This is a genomic window from Sorangium sp. So ce367, from assembly GCF_051520455.1.
Lineage (GTDB): Bacteria > Myxococcota_A > Polyangia > Polyangiales > Polyangiaceae > Sorangium > Sorangium cellulosum_B.
On record NZ_CP150334.1, the window covers coordinates 7,802,694 to 7,820,213 of the forward strand.

The following is a 17,520-nucleotide window of genomic DNA, read 5'->3' on the forward strand; positions in this document are numbered from 1 at the left end:
GAGTGCGATGCATACGTGGAGGAGCGGCATCCTCGTCGCCACCGCGTTCGCGGCTGGCTGTGTGGGCTCCGTGGGAGACGCCGAGGTCGACCCGGAGTCGGGCGGGCAAAACCCCACCGGGGGCACGGACGGCACTGGTGCGAGCGGCGAGTGCAAGCCAGGAATCGCGCCGACATCGCAGATCCGGCGCCTGACGAACGCGCAGTACGACAGGACGGTCCGCGATCTGCTGGGCGTCACGGCGCTGACGGCCTCCGGCAACGTGGCGCCCTCGACGCTGCTGGCGACGGACCAGGCAGGGAGCCTGACGGATCTGGGCTGGAGCGCCTACAGGGCCGTGGCCGAGATGATCGCCGCGCAGGTGATGGCGGACCCCGCGCTCAAGAAGAACTTTCTGAAGTGCACGCCCAGCGGTGACGGCGCCGCGTGTTTGCACGACACGATCCTCGAGTTCGGGCGGCGCGCCTTCCGACGGCCGCTGACGGACGCGGAGGTGGCGAGGTTCGACGCGATCGTGACCAAAGGGCCGGAGATCACCCAGAGCGGGGCCCCGGAGGAGGTCGCGGAGGCGCTGCTGTTCATGTTCCTGATCTCCCCCACGTTCATCCAGCGCGCGGAGATCACGGAGACGCCCGGCGGCGCCGCGGGGTTCACCCTCTCGAACCATGAGGTCGCGTCGCGCCTCTCTTACATGCTCTGGGGGACGATCCCCGACGAGGCGCTGAACCAGGCCGCCGATCAGGGCCAGCTGTCCACCGCGGAGCAGGTCCTGGCGCAGGCCCGGCGGATGCTCGAGGACCCGAGGGCCCGGCAGATGGTGGCCGCCTTCCATCGATACTACCTGGAGCTCGGGCCGAACACGCGCTGGGACTCGGCGCAGCGGGACACGACCATGTTCCCCATGTTCGATCGCGCGCTCATTCCGATCATGGCGGAAGAGACCGAGCGCTTCTTCGATCATCTGGTCTTCACGCGCGGCGGGACGTTCCAGGAGTTCCTCCTCAGCCCGGTCGCCTTCGTGAACGCGGCGACCGCGCCGCTCTACGGGCTCGATCCCGCCCGGTTCGGGGCGGATCTCGAGGAGGTGTCCCTCGACCCGACGCAGCGGCCGGGGTTCCTGACGCGGGTGGGCTTCCTCAACGCGTACTCGTCGTACAACCGCACCTCGCCGATCCTCCGGGGCGTGTTCATCACCAAGGACGTTCTCGGCATCGACCCGGGCACCCCACCTCCCGGCGCGCTCGAGACGCCGCTGCCAGAAGGGGACGATCTCGACACGAACCGCAAGCGCGTGGACGCGCAGACGGCGGGCGCGACCTGCGCCGCGTGCCACCACAACACCATTAACCCGCCGGGCTTCGTGATGGAGGCGTACGACGCCATGGGGTCGTGGCAGACGCAGGAAGCGTTGACCGGCGCGCTCATCGACACGGTGGCGGACGTGCGCATCGACGGGCAGCCCGTGAGGGTCACGAGCCCGGCCGATCTGATGGCGAAGCTCGCCGTCTCCCCGAACGCGCAGCGCCAGTACGCGCAGAAGTGGGTCTCGTACGCCTACGAGCGCGACGGCCACCCGCTCGACTCGTGCACGGTGCGCGACGTGTCCGCGAAGATCACCGCCGGGGGGTACACGGTCCTCAACCTCGTCACGGACCTCACGCAGTCTCCGTCGTTCCGAACCCGAGCCGTAGAACTGGAGTAGGCGAATGAAGCGCAGAGTCTTCCTGAAGGGTGTCGCTGGCGCCGCTCTCGCGGCTCCGTTCCTGAGCTCGGTCCACGAGCGGGAGGTCAAGGCGCAGTCCGCGCCCCAGTCGTCGCCGCCCCGGCGCCTCGTGATCTTCTACACGCACAACGGGTGCCTCACCAACCGCTGGTTCCCGACCATCGAGAGCGGCGCCCTCACGGCCGAGCACATCAAGGGCACCACGCTGGCGGGGCTGACGCCGTTCGTGTCGAAGCTGCTGTTCCCGCGCGGCCTGAAGATGTTCAACTCCTACGCGGAGATCCAGTCCATCGACCCGCACGATCAGGCGATGGGGGGCAAGCTCACCTGCGCGCTCATCAGCGACGACAAGACGAGGTACGCGACGTCCCACTCGCTCGACCACGAGATCGCGAAGCAGATCAACCCTGGCAAGGCGAGCCCGCTCGTGCTCTCGGTCGGCCCGTCGAGCAGCAGCATCAAGGAGGTGCTGTCCTTCTCGGCGCCGAACACCGCCTTCCCGGCCGTCGTCAACCCCAAGACCGTGTACCAGCAGCTCACCGGGCTGTTCGGGGGCGGGCAGGAGACCGAGGCCGACTACCGCGTCAAGCGCGGGCAGAGCGCCATCGATCTCGTCAAGGACGACCTTCAGAGCTACCAGCGGCTCACTATGAGCAAGTCCGACCAGCGCCGGATCAGCGACTGGCTCGATCTGCTCCGCAGCACGGAGCAGAACGTCGCGCCCACGGCGTGCAACGAGGCGACCGCGGCCACGGTCGGCGTCACGGCCGCCAAGATCGACGCCGCGAGCTCGGGCGGCGGGTTCGGCGCGGGCCTGGGCACGTCGTTCACGGCCGGCGGGGACATGATGATGAACCTCATGGCGCTGAGCATGATCTGCGACATGAACCGGTCGATGATCCTCGTCTATCCGGGTTACGTGACCTTCGACTGGGACAACATCAGCCACGACGCCGACCACCACGGCCTCTCGCACCGGAACGGCTCGTTCGCGGTGGGCGGGACGTGCAAGAACGGCGTGCTCGACATGATCGCGCAGATCGACGCCTGGTACGCGGCCAAGTACGTGCGGCTCGTCACCCTGCTCGACAGCATCGCGGAGGGCGATCGCACGCTGCTCGACAACACCGCCACGATGTGGCTCCCGGAGCTGGCCGACGGCAACGCCCACAACACGAACAACCTGCCGATCGTGATCGCGGGCAGCGCGGGGGGTTACCTCAAGCAGGGCCAGGTGGTGAACGTGGACGGCGGGAAGCTCGGCACCGGCAACAGCGAGGCGGACTGCACGGGCGGCGACACGAGCGTCGGCTTCGGCACGGGCTCGAACACAGGCAATGTCCCCATCAACAAGCTCTACGTGACGCTGATGAACGCCGTCGGGTGCACGGCGGCAGGCGGTGGGCCCGTCACGGAGTTTGGAAAGCTCGACAGCAGGGACGCTCAGGCCGGCATCACCAAGCCGGGCGAGCTCACCTCGCTCAAGGCCTGAGGCGGGGCGTTCAGGGCTCCCGGCCGGGCGCGAGACCCACCGCTGCGATGAGCTCGCCCAAACCGGGATCCGTCGATTTGTCGGCGCTGCGCGCCGACTCGAACGGCCGCTCCCCGCGGATCCACGCGTCGGCGAGCGAGTCCGGCCCGTTCAGGAGCAGGTGCATCGCCGCCGTCAGCTCCAGGGGGCGCATGTCGAGGCGGAAGAGCTCGGAGAGGCTGAGCTGCAGGCCGGCGCTGATGGCGTGGACGCCGCGAATGGGCTCCATGAACGAGCGGCCCCCCACGCCCCGCGCGAGGAACGCGGCGCGCGCCTCGGGGTCCCGCAGCCTGGTCGCGCACTCTCCCGCGTCGAGCGAGTTCATCCCTCGACAGGAGAGCGGTCGAACCTCGTAGATCGAGCACCGCCCCGACCGCAGGAAGGGGCAAGGGTGGTCCGGCGAGAACCGCGCTGTCGACGGCAGGCTTCGTGTCCTCTCGTGGCACCCGGACACGTGCTGAGCCACGCGCGCGAGCTCCGCGTCGGACAGGGTCGACTTCAGGTGGTCGGCGATCGCGAGCGCCTCCGGCGGAGTGACCCCGACCGATTGATGGCAGCAGTGATCGCAGCCCGCCCTGCACGCCACCGCGCCATCGGGCGCGCGCGCCAGGAGCCCCGCAGCGAGCCGCGACGTGGCCGCCATCGCGTCCCGCGCCAGCTCGACCGCGCCATCCACGCTCGGCTCCCCGCGCAGGGCGGAATACGCCGTGTTGGCCGCGGCCGCTGCGATGTCGTTCTGCCACGCCTCGCGGAACACCGGGGTCCTGAGCGCGACGCGCTCATGCCCGCTCGCGGGGTCGCGAAGGACGGTGAGATGCACGCGGCCGGCGGCGTCCTTGCGGGCGTCGCGACGGGCCTTCTTTCCTGACGCGGGGCGCGGCTTGCCTTTCCTCTGACTCATGGTGGCCGGTTCGTGAAGAAAATTTAACGCAAAGGCGCAAAGACGCAAAGGCGCAAAGGCGCAAAAATGCATGATAATTATTATTTCTTTTTTGCGTCTTTGCGTCTTTGCGCCTTTGCGTTAAATTCTCTGTCCTGTCCGCGCGCGAGCCAGATCCCTGGCAAGACTTCTGCCCCGCGGTAGCCGTCAGGTCCCGCAGAACGTGTATTGCACGCGCTCGTCCAGCTGTGGGGGCTCGCCGAATTGAGCGTTCTCAGGCTGATCGTCGTACGGTCGCTCGAGCACCCGCACCAGCGTCTCGAACGGCTCGAAGTCGTCACGCAGAACGGCCGCCTGGATGAGCGCCTCGATCCGGTGATTGCGCGGGATGAACGCCGGGTTGACGAGCCGCATCGCGCTCGCGCGCGCCTCGGGCGTGATCTCCTCCCGGGCGAGCCGCCGGCGCCACGACTCGGCCCAGTCGCGGAAGGCGCCGGGCTCCGCGAACAGGGCGGCCACCTGCGCGTCGGCGGCTGGATCGGCCGCTGAAGCGCACAGCCGGCGAAAAAAGACCGTGTAATCGACGCCGTTCGACGCGAGCCGCTCCAGCAGATCCGCGGCGAGCGCGAGATCGCCCTCCTCCTCGCGCGCGAGCCCCAGCTTGGCCCGCAGGACGCGCGCGTGGGCCTCGACGAAGAGCGCGGAGAAGCGCTCAACGCGCTCGGTCGCCAGACGGACGGCCTCCTCCTCGCCCTCGGCCAGGAGCGGCAGGAGCGCCTCGGCGAGCCGCGCCATGTTCCACTGCGCGATGCGCGGCTGGTTCCCGAAGGCATACCGGCCGCCCCGATCGATCGAGCTGAACTTCTTCGCGGGATCATACTCGTCGAGGAACGCGCACGGCCCGTAATCGATGGTCTCCCCGGAGATCGACGTGTTGTCGGTGTTCATCACGCCATGCACGAAGCCGACGCCGAGCCAGCGCGCGACAAGGGACGCCTGCGCGTCGACGACGCGCTCGAGCAGCGCCAGCGCGTCGTTGCCGCTGCCCATCGCCTCGGGGTAATGCCGGGAGAGCGCATACGAAGCGAGCGTGGCCAGCGCCTCACGGTCGTCCCGCACGGCGAAGAACTGGAACGTGCCCACGCGGATGTGGCTCGCGGCCACGCGCGTGAGCACCGCGCCGGGGAGCACCTCCTCGCGATAGACCGGCTCGCCCGTCGTGACCGCGGCGAGCGCGCGCGTCGTCGGCACGCCGAGCGCCGCCATGGCCTCGCTCACGACGTACTCGCGCAGCACCGGCCCGAGCGCCGCGCGCCCGTCTCCGCCCCGCGAGAACGGCGTCCTCCCCGCGCCCTTGAGCTGGAGATCGCGCCGCTTGCCGTCCCTGCCCACGACCTCGCCGAGCAGGATGGCCCGCCCGTCCCCGAGCTGGTTGACGAAGCTGCCGAACTGGTGCCCCGCGTACGCGAGCGCGATCGGCTCCGCGCCCTCGGCCAGCGTGTTGCCCGCAAGCACCTCCGCCCCCTCCGGCGAGGCGAGCTGCTCCGCGTCGAGCCCGAGCACCTCCGCGAGCGCGCGGTTCACCTTCACGACGCGCGGCGCGCGGACCCGCGCGGGGGAGACGCGCGCGTGGAAGCGGTCGGGAAGGCGGGCGTAGGTGTTGTCGAACGGGAGCTTCATCGGCGAACCTTACGCGCGGAGGTGCCGCCGCTCAAGCCGCCGGAAGAGCCCGCCGCCGGGCCGCGCCACGGCGCCGCGGGAGCGAGCGACGCCGAGCCGTTCGCGCGAGGGCGAGCGAACAGGCTCCTCGTCCTGTCGCATTCCCCCTCAATTCCCGGCGACGCGCAGGCGGAAAGAGTCGGTCTGGGTGAGATCGGCGAGCAGATCGAGGAGGGTATAGCCGTCGACAAGCAGGTTGACGCTGAGCCCGTCAACGTCACACCTGTCGCTGCCGTCTGGCTCCCGTCCCGTGGCAAAGGCGACCCACCGCTCGGCATAATGGCGCATGGCGGCCGGATCAGCGGCGAGCTCGTTCATCAGCTCGATGGGTGACGTGATCGTCTTGACGTTGTCGGCGCCAAAGGTGACGTCAGCCGTCCCGTCGATGGCGCCGCCGAGCGGATCGACGGTCTGCACCTTGCCGACGGCGTCGTACCTCTCGAGCACGAAGCCCGGCGGGTTGATGTGCGTGCCGTGGCATCCGGCGCACCCCGCGCGGGAGGTCAGCGCCTCGACGGCCTCACGCTCCGTGGAGAACGGCCCCGGAGGCCGCGGCGTCTCGCTCGCGGCGGGCACGGGGGCCAGGTCGATCCCGAGCAGCCTGTTGGCGACGAACGCGCCCCGAAGGATCGGGTTCGTGGCGTCGTAACGCGCGTAGGAGCTCAAGAACCCGACGCGGGTCAAGAACCCCGGCCGCTCGTTCGGATCGAGCTCCACCCGCGTCAGATCCGCGCCGTAATCCGCCGCGTCGAGCCCATAGAGCGGAGCGGTGTCCTGATTGACGTAACCGACGTTGCTCAGGAAGAGGTCCTTGAACGACCCGCCCTCGAACGCCACCTCCTCGAAGAGGGCGTCCATCTCTGCCATCATCGGAGCCACCACGTCCGGGGAGTAGTCGGGGAAGCGGGTCGTGTCGTGGTCGGCCGCTCCCCAGCGAGAACCCGGGCGAATGTCCGCATAAGCACGATGGAACCGGGTCACGACCGGCGCCGTCTTTTCGCGGTCCTGGATCATCCGCTGCGCCTGCGCCAGGATCTGCTCCCTGGTGGCGAGCTGGCCAGCGTCGGCCGCGGCGTCCAGGATGTCATCTGGAATGGAATCCCACAGCAGGACCGAGAGCCTCGTCGCCACCTCGTGGCTGGAGAGCTTGATCGCGCTTCCTTCGGGCTCCTGCGCCAGCTCAGGGCGCATGATGAACGAGGGCGAAGCGAGGAAGGTGAGGAGGATGGCCTCGGCGATCTCTTCGGGCGTGCCCCGGGGCTCCACGGCGGTGAGCCGCAGGAAGCTCTGCACCTCTTCTTCGAGCAGAGGACGGCGGAAAGCCTTGCGACCAAAGGCGACAATCGTCTCTTCCAGGCACCTGGACGCCGCCGGATCGCAGGCGAGGAACCTGGGCTTGTTCGGCCCGCCCATCACCTCGGCGGCGATGTGTTCGGCGGCCGCGAGATAGCCGCTCCATGCGGGATCTGTCATGTCGCCCTCGAAGTCGGGGACGAGGAGCGCAGATGGCGGGAGATTGCCGGCGCGCTCCAGCGCCGTCACGCCGAGCAGATCCCGCACCACCGCGTCGTATTGCCGGTTGAGCAGGCGCGGGATCTGGGACGTCACCGGGATGCTGGGCAAGCAGGAGTCCCCCCCTCCTACGCCGGATCCCCCCCCGACGCCGGCCGCGGTGCCGCTGCCGCCGCCGCTCTGATCGTCGCGGTCGGTGCCCTTGCCCAGGATCGTGATCCCGCACCCAGAGGCGACGAGCGAGAGCGCCGTGAAGCAGCAGAGCGAGGATACGGCGCGCCAGAGCCTCATGACAAAGCCTCCCGGCGTACAATTCCCGGGGGGCTTCCCCGCGATCACAATTTCGTCGCGCACGTCGACCCGGCGCCCGCGCCTATGCGGCCAGCGTGGGGCCTGCTCGGGCGCGCTTCGAAGGAGCGCCGGGTCAGGCTCTTCTTCCTGGTTCCTGGCGTATTCCCTCGTCAGTTTCCGCGGACGCGCAGGCGGAACGAATCTGTCTGGGTAAGATCGGCGAGCAGGTCGAGGATGGTGTAGCCGTCGGCAGATAGCTTGGCGTCGAGCTCATCGACGTCGCAGATATCGTTCGGGTTCGGCTGCCGCCCGGTGGCGAAGGTGACCCACCGCTCGGCATAGTGGTGCTTGGCCGCCCGAGCAACGGCGATCTCGTTCATCAGCTCGAGCGGTGTCTCGATCGTCTCGGTGATATCCATGTCGAAGTGGACGTCGGCGGTTCCATCGATGGGGCCGCCGAGCGGATCGGTGGTCTGCACCTGGCCGACGGCGTTGTACCTCTCGAGCACGAAGCCCGGCGGATTGATGTAAGGGACGTGGCACCCGGCGCACACCGCCGGGGAGGTCAGCGCCTCGACGCGCTGGCGTTGCGTGGTGTATTCGCCCGGAACGAGCGACGGCTCCTCGGCAGGCGGCGGCGGCAGATTGATCCCGATCAGCCTCGAGATGAACGCGCCCCGGAGGATCGGGCTCGTGGCGGCGTAGGACGAGTGGGAGCTCAAGAACCCGACGCGGGTCAAGAACCCCGGCCGCTCGGCCGGGTCGAGCTCCACCCGCGTCAGCTCCGCGCCGAAATTCGCTGGATCGAGCCCATAGAGCGCCGCGGTGTCCTCGTTGACGAAGGCGACGTTGCTGAGGAAGAGGTCCTCGAACGACCCCCCTTCGAACGCCACCTCCTCGAAGAGGGCGTCCATCTCTGCCATCATGGGAGCGACAGCGTCCGGAGAATAGTCGGGGTACACGGTCGTGTCGTGATCGTGGGCTCCCCAGTGGGAGCTCTGGCGAATCTCCGCATAATCACGATGGAAGGCGACCACGACCGGAGCCGTCTTCTCGCGGATCCGGATCATCCGCTGCGCCTGCGCCAGGATCTGCTCCCGGGTGGCGAGCTGGCCAGCGTCGGCCGCGGCGTTCAGGATGTCATCTGGAACGGAGTCCCAGAGCAGGAACGAGAGCCTCGCCGCCACTTCGTAGCTGGAGAGCTTGAGGGCGCTTCCCTCCGGCTCCTCCGCCAGCTCGGGGCGCAGGATGAACGAGGGAGAGGCGAGGAAGGTGAAGAGGATGGCCTCGGCGATCTCGTCGGGCGTGCCCTGGGGCTCCACCGCGGTGAGCCGCAGGAAGCTCTGCACCTCTTCTTCGAGCAGAGGACGGCGGAAGGCCTTGCGACCGAAGTCGATGATCGTCTCTTCGAAGCACCCGGACGCCGCCGGATCGCAGCTGACGAACCTGGACCTGTTCGGCCCGGCGATCACCTCGGCGGCGATCTGCTCGGCGACCGCGAGGTAGGCGTTCCATGCGACACCTGTCATGTCCCCCTCGAAGTCGGGGGCGAGCAGCGTCGACGGCCGGACGTTGCCGGCGCTCGCCAGCGCCGTCACGCCGAGCAGATCCCGCACCGCCGCGTCGTACTCCCGGTTGAGCAGGCGCGGGATCTGGGACGTCGCCGGGACGCCGGGGAAACAGGGATCCCCCCCGCCGCTGCCTGGGCCCTCCCCGACGCTGACCGTGGATCCGTGGCCAACGCCGCCGCCGCCGTCTCCACCGCTACCGCCGGTGTCGTCACCCACGATCGTGATCTCGCAACCAGCGACGATGAGCGAGAGCACCGAGAAGAAGCCGAGTGAAGGTACGGCTTTCAAAGGTCTCATGACGAAGCCTCCCGCCGTAGCAATCTCCGAGGCTCTCCCCCGGGATCACAATTTCGTCGCGCGTAGCTCCCTGCGGCCGGTGATCAGAGCGAGAGGCCGGCGCCGACGCGGAGCGTCCACGTGACCGCGGGCACCTCGTGGATGAGCTGCGCGGGGTGCTCGAACATGAACGATCGCCGTACCAGCGGAAATTCCGGTCCACCTTGCGCGTCGATCCGCACGAGGGCCCCGAGCGAGGCGGTCACGCGCGCGAGGAGCCCGAGGCTGGCCCAGGGGACGGTGCCCTCGTCCACGTCGGAGATCGCCTTGCCGACAAGCCCGGTGCCGTGGAGGAAGCCGCCCTCCGCGCCCACGCAGGGCCCGAGCGAGAGCCGGCGTGCCGGGCGGAAGAGGTCCGCGCAGGCGTCGAGCCGGCCGATCCCGCGCACGAAGCGAGCGCCGCCCGGCCCGGCGTCGACCGCGCCGGTGGCGGCCACCTCGGCGGCGACGCGGAACGCCGCGCCGAGGCCCAGATCGGCGCGCAGCTCGACGAAGGGCCCCCCGCCGAGCAGCGCCTCGGGGGCGACCCCGGAGGCCGCGCTCCCCTGGACGCCGAGCGTCCACGGGCGCTCCACGGGCCGTCGCGGCCGCGGAGGGGGCGAGGCCCCCGCGATCGGCGACGGCGGGCGGATCGGCGCGGTCGCGGGGCGCGCGGCCGGCGCCGGTGGGGCCGGCGAGGCGGCGGGCGGCGGCGCGGGCAGCTGCGGCGAGGTCCCCGCGCCCGGCGCTGCGGCGGGATCCGCGGCGGGCGGCGGGGCCGCGACGGGATCCACCGCCGGCGCTGGCGCCCCCCCGGCATCCCGCGCCCCGCCAGCCTCCGGAGCCTCGGACGAGCGCGGCCCGACGGCCGGCGGTTGCGGATCGAGAGACGCGGTGGGGTCGACCCGGAGGGCCGTGATGAGCGCCAGGGCCGCGACGACCTCGCCGCACGTCGAGCCGTCGACCTCGCGGACGCGCGCGTCCTCGCCTTTGCCGAGCGTGATCCGGCCGCGGCTCCTGTCCGCGCTCGAGGTGATGCGCACGCGCACGTCGAGCGCCGCTTCGTCCGCCGCGGCGGCGCGGGCGAGGTCCGTGCGCGCGGTCACCTCGCGCAGGAACGCCGCGGCGTCGGGACAGCCGTCGTGCGCCTCGTACGCGATGCGCAGGCGCTGGACCTCCGCCCAGGCGTCACCCCCGGTCAGGGCGCCGGCGAGCACGACGACAGCTGCGAGCCAGCGCGGGTGGAGCACGGCACTCTCGAACGCACGCACGGCGCGGGAGGGTACACCGAGCCATCGTCCGCGGCGGCATTGCGGTCATCGCCGTGCGCATCTCGGGCTCGATCCCGGGCCCTGCGGCGCCTCCGCGTGGCCCAGAGCCGTGAGGACGCTCGGCCCCCCTCATCGCCGGCGAGCTGCTGGCGCGCCGCATCGCACATTGGCACACCTCGAATCGATTCAGGCCAACATGAGCCGAACACCGTGGCGCAAACGAGACATCTATAGGCGGAATGATTGATGATTTCCCTGGCACCGCCCGTGTGCCACCCCCTGGCCGAGGTCAGCGGCGGCGCGACGGCAGCGCTTCGGCGAGGTAGGTGAGCAGCTCCCCTTCGTCGTCGCTGATCAACCGGTCGACGCCGTCCTCGCGGTTATGGCGCCGGACCTGCAGCGCCCCGGCGGGGGTCTGCACCAGGACGGCAATGCGCTCGAAGCCGCGCACCGAGGCCGTCCGCAGCCGCAGCGTCGCCTCTTCGAACTTCGGATCGTTTCGCCCCGGGGCCGCGCGGATGTCGAAGAGCAGCGACATCGCCGTCCGATCCACCGGGGCGAGCGCCGCGGTGACCTCTCGACACTTCTGCTCGATCTGCTCGATGGAATCGAATGGCTCCGCGGACCGCGTGATCCTCACGAGCTTCGCCGCGTGATCGATGCCAACGACGAAGTGCGCGTTGCGCAGGACCTCCCTCATGAACGCCGCGCCCATTGTAGCGTGGATCCATTGACGAGCCGAGCGGCAGCGCGCGGCGCGAGCGCCCACACCGCGCGGATCCGCGGCGGCACCTGGCGGCCGTACTCCGCCTTACCGACTGACGAGCGGAGCGCCCTGAGCCAGGCGGCCGAGGTCGGGCGGACCAGGCGCGTGCTGCCCTAACACGCGAGCCGCTTCACCCAGGCAAGGACGAAGTCGCGGAACACCGCCACGTTCCGCGGCACATGCCGCGCGCTCGGATAGACGAGGTACAGCGTCCCTACGCGCTGCGACCACTCCGGCAGCACGTGGACGAGGCGGCCGCTCGCCAGCTCGGGCGCGGCGAGGACGCGCGGGAGCAGCCCGATACCGCCCCCCGCCCGGAGCACCGAGCGGATGAGCTGGAAGTCGTCGGTCGCGATGCGCCCGGTCGCCATCGCGTCTCGCACCGCGCGGGGGCCGTCGATGGGTTGCTGTCCGCGCCGGGCATCGGGGAGGAACACCACCCGCTCGTGGTCGGCGAGCTCCTCGAGCGCGCGGGGCAGGCCGCGGCGCGCGAGGTACGCCGGCGCAGCGAAGAGCTGCACATAGGAGTCGAGCAGCTTGCGCACGACAAGCGAGGAGTCCGGGAGCTCGCGCGTCGCCCGGAGCGCCACGTCGAAGCCCTCGCGCAAGAGGTCCACCCGGCGCGTGGACATGTCGACCTCGAGCGACAGCAGCGGATAACGCGCCCCGAACTCGACGAGCATCTCTCCAAGGAAAGACTCCCCACCATCCGGGGGAGCGCTCAGCCGTATCGTGCCCTGAGGCTGCCCTTGATAGGCGTCCAGCGCCTGCGCCGCGTCGCGGAGACCGGCGATGTGGGGCGCCACGTCGCCGAAGAAGCGACGGCCCGCCTCGGTCAGCGCCACGGCACGCGGCGACCGCTGGAGGAGACGCACCTGGAGGCCGTCCTCGAGCCGCGTCACCGCGCGGCTCACCGTCGACTTCGGGACCCCGAGCTGCTCCGCCGCGGCGGTGAACGAGCCCAGCTCCGCCACCCTGGCGAACGCGGCGATCTCATCGAGCTGGGGCGCCCGGGCAGGGCGCGCTCGCGCTGCCGCGCGGGGGCTGGGCATGGTAGGACCTCACGAGGGGTAAACGGCGCCGGTCGGGGGGCTCTCGCCAGGTTGCGCCAGCGCAACGTTGAGTTGAGCCGTTGCACGATAGCACCGGGCGCCGCGAGGGCGCATTAGGAAAGGCACGGGCGCTCCGATCGGGAGAGCCCGCCACACCTCAGCGAGGCTCACCATGAACAACGTCAAGCGTTTCGCCCCCACCGCCGCCCGCATCCTGCAAGGGCTCGTGTTCTTCGTGTTCGGGCTCAACGGCTTCTTGCAGTTCCTGCCGCAGCCCCCGGCCCCGGAGGCCGCGGCCAGCTTCGCGGGCGCGCTCGCGGCGACGGGGTACATGTTCCCGCTCATCAAGGGGACCGAGGTCGTCGCAGGCGCGCTGTTGCTCTCGAACCGCTACGTGCCCCTCGCGCTCGCGCTCCTCGCGCCCGTCGTCGTGAACATCGTCGCCTTCCACACGTTCCTCGCGCCGGCGAACCCGGTCACAGGGCTCGTCCTCGCCCTCCAGCTCTACCTCGCCTTCGCGTACCGCGCCGCGTTCCGCCCGATGCTCGCCGCGCGCGTCGACGCGAGCGCCGGCGCGGAGCAGAGCAAGCTCCGGCCTGTCGAGAGCGCGGCTTGAGCCGCACGTTCGCGCCGGCCCGATCGGCGGCCGTCGCCGTCAGCGCCGATACAGGATGCGGCCGCCGGTCTTCGCCAGGGCGTACCGGAAGCCGCGCGCCAGGTCGACGTGCGTGACCATCGCGCCGACGTCCAGGCCCTGGGCGACCATCATCTGCGCCGCCCCCGCGGTCACGCCGACGAGCACCGCCTCCGCGCCGAGCAGCGCCGCCGCCTGCGCCGCCCGGACGAGCTGGTTCGCCGCCGTGGCGTCGACCACCGCCATCCCCGTCACGTCGATCAGCACCACCTGCGCGTCGTGCTCGTGGATCTCCTTCAGCAGCGACGAGATGAAGCGGCTCGAGCGCTGGGCATCCATCGTGCCCACAACGGGCATGACCAGGATTCCATCGGCGATCGGCACAACGGGGCTCGACAGCTCATGGATCGTCCGGAGCATCGACTCCTGGAGCTCGTTGGCCCGCTCCATCTCGATGGTCCGCTCGGAGATCCGGCTGAACAGCCGGGCGTTCTCGATGGCCACGGCCGCGGTGCCGGCCACGCGCTCGAGGAACGGCACGTCGTCGCTCCCGCAGGCGTCCTCGCGCTCGCTGCTCAGGACGAGGACGCCGACCACGCTGCCCCGCGCCCGCAGCGGCACCCCGACGAGCGTCCGCGCGCCGGCGTGCCCGCGGAGGAGCGAGGCGTCCTCGCGCCCACCGTGCCGGGCCGGATCGATCACGAGCGGGCGGCCTGCGTCGAGCACCCGGCCGACCAGCGAGCGCGGCGAGAAGGACACGCGCTCCTCGATGACGGGCTCCCTGCGCGCCGCCACGCCGATCAGCAGCACCTCGATCGGCCGGACTGCGGCGTTGCCCTCGACGCGCCGGCTCGCCACGCGGTGGGCCGCGTCGAGCGCGAGGTGATCGCTGAGCGTCGTGGACCACGGCGTGTGCTCGAGGGTGACGCAATCGACGCCGGTATGGATGATGCGCGAGGCCGGCAGCTCCGCGAGCGTCGGCTCGACGCCCTGGGTGATCATCCGGTGGACGATCTCCGCGGCGCGATACCCCATGTCGTACTCGCGCTGCACGATCGTCGCGTGGATCGCGCCCCGGCGGAGCAGCGCGACCGTCGCGGAGAACAGATCGAACGCGACGATCTTGAGCTCTCCTCCCCTGCCGATCTCCCTCGCGGCGCGGCCCCATGCCGGCCCGCCGCCGGCCGCCACCCCGAAGGCGCCGGCGATGTCCGGCCGCCGCTGGAGGGCCGCCCGCGCGAGCTCCGTCCCGAGCTCCAGGTCGTGGTCGCTGTCCTCGTGCGGGGGCAGCACGGTGAACTCGGCCCCTTCCATCGCCGCGCAAAACCCCGCGATGCGCTCGCGCGTGTTGATCGCGTCCTTCGTGGGCCGCTGCGACGCCACGACCCCGCCGCTCGGCAGCAGCCGCCGCATCATCTCGCCCGCCAGCCTGCCCGCCGCCACGTTGTCCGTGCCGATATAAAGCGGGGCCCGGCTGCCCGGCACCGGCGGCGTGTCGACGACGATCACCGGGATCCCCGCCTCCGCCGCGCGCCGGAACCCCTCCTCCGCCTCCTCGGGGGCGCCCGGTGCGATGATGATGCCGTCCACACCGCGCCGGATGCCGTCCTCGAGGATCTCGCGCTGGCCCCCCGGGCCAGCGGGGGGCCCGAGGCGGAAATCCACGGAGATGCCGAGGCCCCGCGCGGCGTCGGCCGCGCCGTCGCGCAGGGTGTGAAAGTACGTCATGGGGGCCGACCGCCCGGCCCGGAACACGCGGGCGTCCAGCTCGCCCGAAGCGGCGGCGGCGCCCTCTCCGCCGCCGACGTCCTCGACGAGCCACAGCTCCACCGAGGCCCATTGCTGGTCGATCTGCACGCTCTTGATGCCGTGAGCGAGCGTGTCCAGCAGGTGGTCCGGCTCCACCGTGGTGCCCACCGCGTTCAGCACCTGCTCGAGCAGGCGAATCTCCTGCGCCAACCTCGCCTTCTCGTCATAGAGCCTGTGCCGCTCCAGCGCGGCCCCGGCGGCGTCCAGGAGCACCTCGAGCATCGCGCGGCGCTCGCCCTGCGGAGCCTCGAGGGTCGCCTGCTCCAGCGCGAGGTAGCCCGCCGGCGCTCCCCGGACGACGACGGGCGCGACAAGCACCCCCGCGCCGCCGGGCACCGCGCCCTCTGCCGCGATCGCGAGAGGCAGGTGCGCCTCGTACCACGCATGTGCACTGACAACGCACATCCCGCTCGCCGCCTCGGGCGCCGCGCGCGGGGCACGCGGGCCGCTCTCGGTGGCGAGGCCCGCGTCGGTCGGGAGGTTCACCCCCTGCCGAGCGAACGCGTCGAACCCTTCGAGCGCCCTGTAGACGAGGCGGTTCCCTTCGCAGAGGAGCAGGCTGCCGCGCGGCGCCCGCGGCGCGACCGCCATGGCCCGTCGCACGATCTGCTGCAATGTCGCGAAGAGATCCACTCCATGGCGCATACGGGTCCCGCTCGATCCGCCGTCACGACGCGCGACGCGAGGGCCCAGAAGGCGCGATGAACCACAGTTCTGTCAAGGTCGATTTGCCCATCTCCCCAGGTGTGTGGGCCGGCTCGCGGCCCGCCGTCAACGGCCGAGGTCGCCGGGGAGGGGACGAGTCGACAGCGCGGCGCGCGCTACTCGCAGGGCAGGATGCGCAGCACCTGGATCGTGGTGTTCGAGCTGCCGGGCGCGGCGAAGGCCACGCTCCCGTCGGGAAACGCGACGAAGTCCTGGTAACGATTGCCGAGCACGTCGACCTCGAGCGGCTCGCCCTCGGCCTCGCCGGTGGCGCGATCGCGCGTCTGTACGTACAGCGCGCGCGCCGCGTCGTTGCGGGCGAGTTCGCCGGCCCTCGTCGTTGTCTCCCAGGCCGCGAGCATGCGGGAGCGGCCGTAGGCGGCCAGGTGCGGAGCGCGGTGGTTCATGCCCGCGTCGCTCGCGATCGTGAGGTCCTTGTCCGCGGCGCCGTCGGTGAAGTGGAGCAGCCGGACCTCCGCGAGCCCGTTCGCGCCCGCCGGCTGGCCCGAGCGGATATTGCTCGCCGTGAGCCAGTAGCCGCCGCCGGCCGCGGTGACGAGGTTCCCAAGGTTCGAGTAGGCGAGATCGACCGGATAGATCGTCTTGTAATTCGGCGCGAACGCGATGCGGTTGTTGTTGTCGGTCTTGCACACCGTCACGAACTTCCGGGCGCTGTCGTCCCAGAGGATGCGCTCGTAACCGCTGTGGCTGCAGCCCCAGTCGAAGCCGTCTCTCTGCAGCGCGCCGTTCGCGTCGACGACCTTCATGCGATCGCCCTGGTGGATGTTGATGCACCCGCCTTGCGAGACGCTGATCGCGGCGCCGAAATAGCCCGCATAGCGCGAGCCGTCGAAGGCGATGCGGCCATGATGCGCGTACCACCAGATCATGGTCACATCGGGCCCGGTGGGGCCTGTCGAGTAGGGCGGCAGCGCGGCGCTCGAGCTCGTGAGCTTCGTCGCCCAGGTCGCGCGCTCGCCGTCGAAGCGGACCATGTACATGTCGTGACAGGCGATCGGAGGGGACGGCGGCGTACCGCACAGGTTCGAGGGCGTGCCGCAATTCAGCGTCCCGCCGCCCTCGGCATCGCGGGTGAGCAGCAGCACGCCGCCGTCGTCGTCGGCGTGGAGGTCGGCAAAGTCGTTCGCCGGCAAGCCGAACGAGCGCCCCACGGCCCTGTCATCGGCGTCGAGCTGGAGGACGTGGACCTGTCCGTCGTCGCTCATCCATGCCAGGCGCGACCCGCCGGACGGTATCGGCGAGATGACGAGCGGCTTCAGCGCGGCCTCATCCTCGTTGTTGATCACGCGGCTCCCGACGTCGACCTGGGTGATGCGAATGCGGTCGCGGGTGACGCCGCACGCGCCTGGGCCCGGATCCCCGCCCGCACCTCCGCCGCTCGCGCTCGACGCTCCGCCGCCGCTCGCGCTCGATGCGCCGCCGCTCGCGCTCGACGCCCCTCCCCCGCTCGCGCTCGATGCGCCTCCGCCGCTACTCGACACCTCACCGCCCGACTCGCCAGCGCAGCCCGGGGGCAAGGTGATAAGAACCAAAGACCAGATGACTCGCATGGTTCGTCTCGACATCTCGTCACGCTACCGCGCGAGCCGGCCTCTCATGGGGCAGAATCTCCGCTCGGCGCGTTGAGAAAGGCGCCGTGGCGCTCAGCGTGCTGTGCGGAGATCTCGCCGGCCAGGACACCACGCCAGCACCCTGGACCAGAACAGCCATCGAGGGCGGA

At 70.8% G+C, this 17,520-nt stretch carries 12 protein-coding genes; 3 read left to right on the forward strand and 9 right to left on the reverse strand.

The window, feature by feature from the left end; all coding sequences use genetic code 11:
• The first annotated feature begins 7 nt into the window (after window positions 1-7).
• Window positions 8-1,702 carry a DUF1592 domain-containing protein gene (locus WME97_RS29500; RefSeq protein WP_437542298.1) on the forward strand — a complete coding sequence of 565 codons (1,695 nt, stop codon included), beginning with the start codon at window positions 8-10 and terminating at the stop codon, window positions 1,700-1,702.
• Between the two features lie 4 nt (window positions 1,703-1,706).
• Window positions 1,707-3,215 (forward strand): DUF1552 domain-containing protein, encoded by a 1,509-nt coding sequence (locus WME97_RS29505; protein WP_437542299.1) that lies wholly within the window; start codon window positions 1,707-1,709, stop codon window positions 3,213-3,215.
• Window positions 3,216-3,225: 10 nt separating this feature from the next.
• Here WME97_RS29505 and WME97_RS29510 read toward each other — a convergent pair whose 3' ends face one another.
• The 7 genes from WME97_RS29510 to WME97_RS29540 all read right to left on the reverse strand — a co-directional run bounded on the left by WME97_RS29510 (window position 3,226) and on the right by WME97_RS29540 (window position 12,631).
• Window positions 3,226-4,155, reverse strand: a complete 930-nt coding sequence (locus WME97_RS29510) for a YkgJ family cysteine cluster protein (protein WP_437542300.1) — start codon at window positions 4,153-4,155, stop codon at window positions 3,226-3,228.
• 186 nt (window positions 4,156-4,341) lie between these two features.
• Window positions 4,342-5,814, reverse strand: coding sequence for a protein adenylyltransferase SelO (locus WME97_RS29515; protein WP_437542301.1), 1,473 nt, complete (start codon window positions 5,812-5,814; stop codon window positions 4,342-4,344).
• 147 nt (window positions 5,815-5,961) lie between these two features.
• Complete coding sequence (locus WME97_RS29520; protein ID WP_437542302.1) at window positions 5,962-7,656, reverse strand: DUF1592 domain-containing protein; 1,695 nt, start codon at window positions 7,654-7,656, stop codon at window positions 5,962-5,964.
• Window positions 7,657-7,826: 170 nt separating this feature from the next.
• On the reverse strand, window positions 7,827-9,524 hold the full coding sequence (locus tag WME97_RS29525; protein WP_437542303.1) for a DUF1592 domain-containing protein: 1,698 nt from the start codon (window positions 9,522-9,524) through the stop codon (window positions 7,827-7,829).
• A gap of 83 nt (window positions 9,525-9,607) precedes the next feature.
• Window positions 9,608-10,792 (reverse strand): hypothetical protein, encoded by a 1,185-nt coding sequence (locus tag WME97_RS29530; RefSeq protein WP_437542304.1) that lies wholly within the window; start codon window positions 10,790-10,792, stop codon window positions 9,608-9,610.
• A gap of 310 nt (window positions 10,793-11,102) precedes the next feature.
• A complete protein-coding gene (locus WME97_RS29535) occupies window positions 11,103-11,513 on the reverse strand; it encodes a hypothetical protein (RefSeq protein ID WP_437542305.1) in 411 nt (136 codons plus the stop codon).
• A 179-nt stretch (window positions 11,514-11,692) separates the two neighbouring features.
• The gene (locus tag WME97_RS29540; RefSeq protein ID WP_437542306.1) at window positions 11,693-12,631 is read right to left on the reverse strand and encodes a LysR family transcriptional regulator; all 939 of its coding nucleotides are present in this window, start codon (window positions 12,629-12,631) and stop codon (window positions 11,693-11,695) included.
• Between the two features lie 172 nt (window positions 12,632-12,803).
• On the opposite strand from WME97_RS29540, the gene WME97_RS29545 reads away from it, so the two are divergent.
• Complete coding sequence (locus WME97_RS29545; protein WP_437542307.1) at window positions 12,804-13,247, forward strand: DoxX family protein; 444 nt, start codon at window positions 12,804-12,806, stop codon at window positions 13,245-13,247.
• A gap of 39 nt (window positions 13,248-13,286) precedes the next feature.
• Here WME97_RS29545 and WME97_RS29550 read toward each other — a convergent pair whose 3' ends face one another.
• The gene (locus tag WME97_RS29550) at window positions 13,287-15,719 is read right to left on the reverse strand and encodes a substrate-binding domain-containing protein (protein WP_437542308.1); all 2,433 of its coding nucleotides are present in this window, start codon (window positions 15,717-15,719) and stop codon (window positions 13,287-13,289) included.
• A gap of 176 nt (window positions 15,720-15,895) precedes the next feature.
• Window positions 15,896-17,350: a hypothetical protein gene (locus WME97_RS29555; RefSeq protein ID WP_437542309.1), complete on the reverse strand. Its 1,455-nt coding sequence runs from the start codon at window positions 17,348-17,350 to the stop codon at window positions 15,896-15,898.
• Window positions 17,351-17,520 lie beyond the last annotated feature (170 nt).

Coding starts and splice junctions, on each gene's coding strand:
- WME97_RS29500 (WP_437542298.1), top strand. CDS start 8: ATGCATACGTGGAGGAGCGGCATCCTCGTCGCCACCGCGTTCGCGGCT.
- WME97_RS29535 (WP_437542305.1), bottom strand. CDS start 11,513: ATGAGGGAGGTCCTGCGCAACGCGCACTTCGTCGTTGGCATCGATCAC.
- WME97_RS29510 (WP_437542300.1), bottom strand. CDS start 4,155: ATGAGTCAGAGGAAAGGCAAGCCGCGCCCCGCGTCAGGAAAGAAGGCC.
- WME97_RS29525 (WP_437542303.1), bottom strand. CDS start 9,524: ATGAGACCTTTGAAAGCCGTACCTTCACTCGGCTTCTTCTCGGTGCTC.
- WME97_RS29555 (WP_437542309.1), bottom strand. CDS start 17,350: ATGCGAGTCATCTGGTCTTTGGTTCTTATCACCTTGCCCCCGGGCTGC.
- WME97_RS29515 (WP_437542301.1), bottom strand. CDS start 5,814: ATGAAGCTCCCGTTCGACAACACCTACGCCCGCCTTCCCGACCGCTTC.
- WME97_RS29540 (WP_437542306.1), bottom strand. CDS start 12,631: ATGCCCAGCCCCCGCGCGGCAGCGCGAGCGCGCCCTGCCCGGGCGCCC.
- WME97_RS29545 (WP_437542307.1), top strand. CDS start 12,804: ATGAACAACGTCAAGCGTTTCGCCCCCACCGCCGCCCGCATCCTGCAA.
- WME97_RS29505 (WP_437542299.1), top strand. CDS start 1,707: ATGAAGCGCAGAGTCTTCCTGAAGGGTGTCGCTGGCGCCGCTCTCGCG.
- WME97_RS29550 (WP_437542308.1), bottom strand. CDS start 15,719: ATGCGCCATGGAGTGGATCTCTTCGCGACATTGCAGCAGATCGTGCGA.
- WME97_RS29520 (WP_437542302.1), bottom strand. CDS start 7,656: ATGAGGCTCTGGCGCGCCGTATCCTCGCTCTGCTGCTTCACGGCGCTC.